Source organism: Streptomyces sp. SID11385, assembly GCF_010548245.1.
Taxonomy (GTDB): Bacteria; Actinomycetota; Actinomycetes; order Streptomycetales; family Streptomycetaceae; genus Streptomyces.
On the sequence record NZ_JAAGLR010000569.1, the window covers coordinates 1 to 5,321 of the forward strand.

Annotated in this window: 5 protein-coding genes; 3 read left to right on the plus strand and 2 right to left on the minus strand. The window is 74.8% G+C overall.

The features are described from left to right. On the minus strand, positions 1 to 1,054 hold a 1,054-nt coding region (locus G3I42_RS17330; RefSeq protein WP_343244571.1), incomplete at its 3' end, for a serine/threonine-protein kinase. Between the two features lie 151 nt (positions 1,055 to 1,205). Continuing rightward, the gene (locus G3I42_RS17335) at positions 1,206 to 1,985 is read right to left on the minus strand and encodes a GntR family transcriptional regulator (RefSeq protein ID WP_275405263.1); all 780 of its coding nucleotides are present in this window, start codon (positions 1,983 to 1,985) and stop codon (positions 1,206 to 1,208) included. A 100-nt stretch (positions 1,986 to 2,085) separates the two neighbouring features. Here G3I42_RS17335 and G3I42_RS17340 point away from each other — a divergent pair, with 100 nt between their 5' ends. The 3 genes from G3I42_RS17340 to G3I42_RS17350 form a co-directional block, all read left to right on the plus strand. Then, complete coding sequence (locus G3I42_RS17340; protein ID WP_164286996.1) at positions 2,086 to 3,378, plus strand: D-tagatose-bisphosphate aldolase, class II, non-catalytic subunit; 1,293 nt, start codon at positions 2,086 to 2,088, stop codon at positions 3,376 to 3,378. Then, positions 3,375 to 4,532, plus strand: coding sequence for an SIS domain-containing protein (locus G3I42_RS17345; protein WP_343244572.1), 1,158 nt, complete (start codon positions 3,375 to 3,377; stop codon positions 4,530 to 4,532). The genes G3I42_RS17340 and G3I42_RS17345 overlap by 4 nt, the downstream gene beginning before the upstream one ends. A gap of 70 nt (positions 4,533 to 4,602) precedes the next feature. Further along, the coding region (locus tag G3I42_RS17350) for a BadF/BadG/BcrA/BcrD ATPase family protein (protein ID WP_164286998.1) at positions 4,603 to 5,321 on the plus strand (719 nt) is incomplete at its 3' end.

Genomic DNA, 5,321 nt, shown 5'->3' on the forward strand with positions numbered 1-5,321 from the left:
GGGGGCGGCGACCGTTGAGGGTGGTGTCGCCCGCGGCACCGGGCGCGCCCGGCACGTCGGGGCTGTCGGCGGCGGCGCGAGCGGCGTCGGCGGTACGCGCCGCGACGGGAGTACGCCCGGCTTCGGCGGTACGCGCCGCTTCCGGGGGACGCCCCGCTTCGGCGCCACCGGGCGTGACCCCGTCGTTCAGCGTGGTCACGTCCCTCGTGCGGCTCCCGCTGAGGCCGTCCCCGGCGACCGTGGCGAGGTCGGAGGGCAGATCCCGCAGCAGGACGAGGAGTTCGTCCGCCGAGGGACGCCGCTCGGGCTCCTTGTCGAGGCACAGCTCGACGACCGCGCGCAGCGGCTGCGGCACGGCGTCGAGCGCGGGCTCCTCGTGCACCACCTGGTACGCCGTCATGTACGGGCTGTCGGCGTCGAAGGGGCCGTGCCCCGTGACCGAGTAGACGAGCAGGGTCCCGAGCGAGAAGACGTCGGAGCCCGGTCCGACGCCGCGGGGCGCCTGCAACTGCTCCGGCGACATGAAGGGCGGGGTCCCGATGATCCGCCCGGTCATCGTCAGGGTCTGCTGGTCCGTGGCGCGGGAGATGCCGAAGTCGATGACGCGCGGCCCCTCGGGCGAGAGCACGACGTTGGAGGGCTTGAGGTCGCGGTGGACGACGCCGACGCGGTGGATGTCGCGCAGGGCCTCGGCCAGCCCGATGGCGAGCCTGCGCAGGTCGGCGCCGCCGAGCGGGCCCTTCGCGGCGATGTGCTGGCTGAGCGTGTCGCCCTCGATGTAGCTCGTCGCCATCCAGGGCTGCTCGGCGTCCGGAGCGGCGTCGACCACGGCCGCGGTGAAGGCCCCGCTGACCCGCCTCGCGGCGGCCACCTCCTGGCGGAACCGGGTGCGGAACTCCTCGTCGGCCGCGAACTGCTGATGAATCAGCTTGACCGCGACGGGCCGGCCCGACCCCGAACGCGCCAGGAAGACCGTCCCCATCCCGCCCGAGCCGAGCCGCGCCTCCAGCACGTAGCCGCCGATCTCGGCCGGGTCCCCGACACGCAGCGACACTCTTCCCGCCCTTCCGTCCCCCGTGCGTCTTCGCCCCACGGGCCCGCGTACCTCTCTCGGGACCCAAACTAGCGGCAGGGTGGCACGGAAGAGCAAAGCGGGTGGCCCCGGCACCTTCCAGGGCGGGCCCCCGCGCGCCCTCGTCGCCCGGTCAGTCCGTGATCGAGGCGCGGAAGCGGTACCGATCCCCGCGGTAGATGGCGACCGTCAGCTCCAGGGGGCGCGCCTCCTGGTTGAAGGCGAGCTGGGTCGCCACGAGGACAGGGGTCACGTCCTCGATCTCCAGCAACTCCTTCTCCCGCACGTCCGGCTGGCGGGCCTCGACGGAGTAGTCGGCGACGTGGGGCACCTGCGGGGGCTCGGCCTCGCGCAGCGTGGCGTACAGGGAGGCCCGGTCGAAGTCCGTGTGCGCGAGGGCGGGGCAGAGCGCGAGGGGCAGGCGGTTGTGCTCGACGACCACGACGAGGTCGTCGAGGAACCGCAGGCGGCGCATGGCGAACAGGAGCGCGCCGGGGGCGATCCGCAGCTCCTCCGCCTCGGCGATCGTCGCCGCGCGCACGCCCGCTTCGAGGACGCGCGTACGCACCGCGAGGCCGTGCCGCACCGCGTAGTCGGCGAAGCCCTGCACCGTACGGCCCGCCGTCGGACGGGACAGGGCCGGGTGATCGGCCGAGCGGTCCTCCTGGAGGAACCAGCCGCGGGCCGGGGCGGAGACGATGAGCCCTTCGTCCGCGAGGCGGTTGAGGGCGGAGCGCATGGTGACCCGCGAGACCTCGTACCGCTCGGCGAGGACGCGCTCCGAGGGCAGCCGGTCGCCGGGACGGGCCGCGCCCTCGGTGAGGTCCTGCCGCAGGCGACGGGCCACCACGGAGTAGAGAGGCAGCGTCTCGCCGCGCGTGCCGACGGCACCGGGCTCCGAATAGCTAGGCATACCAGTCATAATACCAGATCGACCTTTGACCATACCGGTCCGCACCAGTAGTGTGCCTGCCGTAAGCGAACGACCTGATGAACAAGGACGAGGTGCGTACATGGCGGGCCCCTTGGACGAACTGGTACGAGACCAGAAAGCCGGTTCGGCGCACGGCCTCACCTCCGTCTGCAGCGCGCACCCCCTGGTCCTGGAGGCCGCGGTGCTCCAGGCCGTCGAGACGGGCACCGCCGTCCTGATCGAGGCGACGTCGAACCAGGTGGACCAGTACGGCGGTTACACCGGCCTGGACCCGGCGGGTTTCCGCGATCAGGTGCTCGCCCTCGCCGACCGTCTCGGGCTGCCGCGCGAGCGCGTCGTCCTCGGCGGCGACCACCTCGGCCCGAACCGCTGGCGCGACCGCCCCGAGCGGGAGGCCATGGCCGAGGCCGACGACCTGGTCCGCGCCTACGTGGCCGCGGGCTTCACCAAGATCCACCTCGATTGCAGCTTCGCCTGCGCCGGGGAGAGTTTCCCGCTCGCCGACGCCGTGGTGGCACGGCGCGCGGTCCGCCTCGTCCGGGTCGCCGAGGAGGCCGCGGGCGCGGACGCCGGACGGCTGCGCTACGTCATCGGCACCGAGGTCCCGGTGCCCGGTGGCGCCGACCACGCCCTGGACGGTGTGCCGCCCACCCCGGCCCGGGCGGCCAGGGAAACCCTGGAGACGCACCGCGCGGCCTTCACCGCCGCCGGGCTCGGCGGGGCGTGGCGACGCGTCATGGCGCTCGTCGTGCAGCCGGGTGTCGAGTTCGGCCAGCGGGACATCGCGGACTACCGCGGGGAGCGCACGAGGGAACTGCGGCACGTCCTCGACGACGAGCCCGGCATGGTCTTCGAGGCCCACTCGACCGACTACCAGCTCCCCGGCTCCCTGGCCCGCCTGGTCCGCGACCACTGGGCGGTGCTCAAGGTGGGACCCGCGCTCACCTTCGCCCTGCGGGAGGCGCTGTTCGCGCTGGCCGCCATCGAGGAGGAGACCGTCGGCGCCGCTCGCTCCGGTCTCGTCGAGGTGGTCGACCGCAGGATGCGCGACAAGCCGGGCGGCTGGGCGGAGTACTCCTCCGGAGGCGACGCGCGCGCCCTGCGCCTGGACCGCCTCTACGGCTACAGCGACCGGGTCCGCTACTACTGGACCGACCCCGAGATCGCCGCCGCGCTGCGGCGTCTCTTCGAGAACCTGAGCGGCGGTCCCGTACCGCTCGCCCTTCTTTCCGCGCATCTGCCCGCGCAGTACGCGCGCGTCAGGGCCGGAGTGCTCGCCGCCCGGCCCCACGATCTCGTGATCGACCGGGTGCGCGACGTGCTCCGTACCTACGCGACGGCCTGCGCCCCCCGTCCCAAGGAGTACGCGTGACGACCACCCCCGAGACCAGCGACCTGTCCCCCGCCCCCGCGGGCGCCGCGCACACGCACCGCGAGATCCGGCAACAGCCGCGCCTGTGGCGGCGGATGGCCGCGCTCCTCGCGGCCGGGGAGCCGGAGGTGAGCGCCTTCCTCGCGCCGCTGCTCGCCGAGCCCTCGCTGCGCATCGTCCTCACCGGGGCCGGCACCTCCGCCTTCGCGGGCGGCATCGCCGCACCCGCTCTCGCGGCGGCCACGGGGCGCGCCGTGGAGGCCGTGGCCACGACGGACATCGTCGCCACCCCGCACGCCTGCTTCCCCGACCGGGACCGGCCCACGTTGCTCGTGTCCTTCGCGCGCTCGGGCAACAGCCCCGAGAGCACCGCCGCGACCGCGCTCGCGGACCAGCTCCTCGACCACAGCGCCCACCTCCTCGTCACCTGCAACGCGGAGGGCGCGCTCGCGCGCGCACACCGGGAGCGCGCCGACTCGTACGTGCTGCTGACGCCGCCGGAGGCGGAGGACCAGGGCTTCGCCATGACCTCCAGCCTGACCTGCATGCTGCTCGGGGCGCTCGGCTCGCTCGGCGCCGGGAAGGTGCGGGGCCTGGACGGCGTCGCGGAGAGCGCCGAGGCGGTGCTCGGCGAGGCGTCCGTGGGGCAGGTCACCGCGCTCACCGGGCGCGGCCTCGACCGCTTCGTCTACCTCGGCAGCGGACCGCTCAGGGCCCTCGCCGACGAGTCCGCACTCAAGCTCCTCGAACTGACCGGCGGCGCGGTGAGCGTGCTCTCCGACTCCTCGCTGGGCTTCCGGCACGGACCCAAGGCGTTCCTGACCCCGCGTACCGGCGTCGTCGTCTTCGTCTCCAACGACCCGTACACGCGCCAGTACGACCTGGACATCTTCGCCGAGCTGAGCGCGGCGCTGCCCGCCGGGCAGGTCGTCGCCGTCGCGGGCCGCCCGGACGGGCTGCCCGCCGCGCACACGTGGCTCCTGCCGGGCATGGCGGAGGCCGACGACGCCGCGCTCGCGCTGCCCGCCGTGGTCCGCGCCCAGCTCGTCGCCCTGCACACCTCGCTGGAGTACGGCGTGACCCCCGACAACCCCTTCCCCGACGGCGAGGTCAACCGCGTCGTGCAGGGCGTCACGGTGCACCCGCTGCCCTGACCGGCCAGTGGTCCCGCCCGGCGGGCCCACCAGCGCATCCACCATCCGTAGCGGACAAGGGAGAACGCCCGTGTACCTGGGAGTCGACGGCGGCGGGACCAAGACCGCCTTCTGCCTTCTCGACGCCTCCGGAGCCGTCCGGGCGGCGGCTCGCGGACCGTCCACCACGCCCGCGCCGGGACCCGGCGGGACGGAGACGGCCGCGCGCGTCCTGCGGGAGGGGATCGCCGAGGTGTGCCGCGCGGCGGGCACGGACCCCGCGCACCTCGCGTACGCCTTCCTCGGGCTGCCCGGGTACGGCGAGGACGAGGAGGTCACGGGCGCTCTCGACGCGCTCCCCGGCCGGGTCCTGCCCGGCGTGCCCGCCGCGGTCGGCAACGACATGGTGTGCGGCTGGGCCGGGGCCTTCGCCCTCGGCGACGGCGTCAACGTGATCAGCGGCACCGGTTCGATGGCCTACGGCGAGGTGCGCGGCCGGCGTGCCCGGACGGGGGGCTGGGGCGAGCTGTTCGGCGACGAGGGCTCGGCCCACTGGCTCGCGGTGCGGGGACTCGGCCTCTTCACGCGGATGAGCGACGGCCGCTCCCCCACCGGGCCGCTCCACGCCCTGCTGCGCGAGCGGCTGGCGCTGGGCGCGGACCTGGACCTGATCGGCACGGTGCTCGTGGGCGGCTGGGACCGTACCCGCATCGCCTCGCTCAGCCCGTACGTCACCGAGGCGGCCCGCGCCGGGGACGTCGCCTGCGCGGCGCTGCTCGCGGAGGCGGGGCGGGAGCTGGCGGCGCTCGC

Coding starts and splice junctions, on each gene's coding strand:
- G3I42_RS17335 (WP_275405263.1), bottom strand. CDS start 1,985: ATGCCTAGCTATTCGGAGCCCGGTGCCGTCGGCACGCGCGGCGAGACG.
- G3I42_RS17340 (WP_164286996.1), top strand. CDS start 2,086: ATGGCGGGCCCCTTGGACGAACTGGTACGAGACCAGAAAGCCGGTTCG.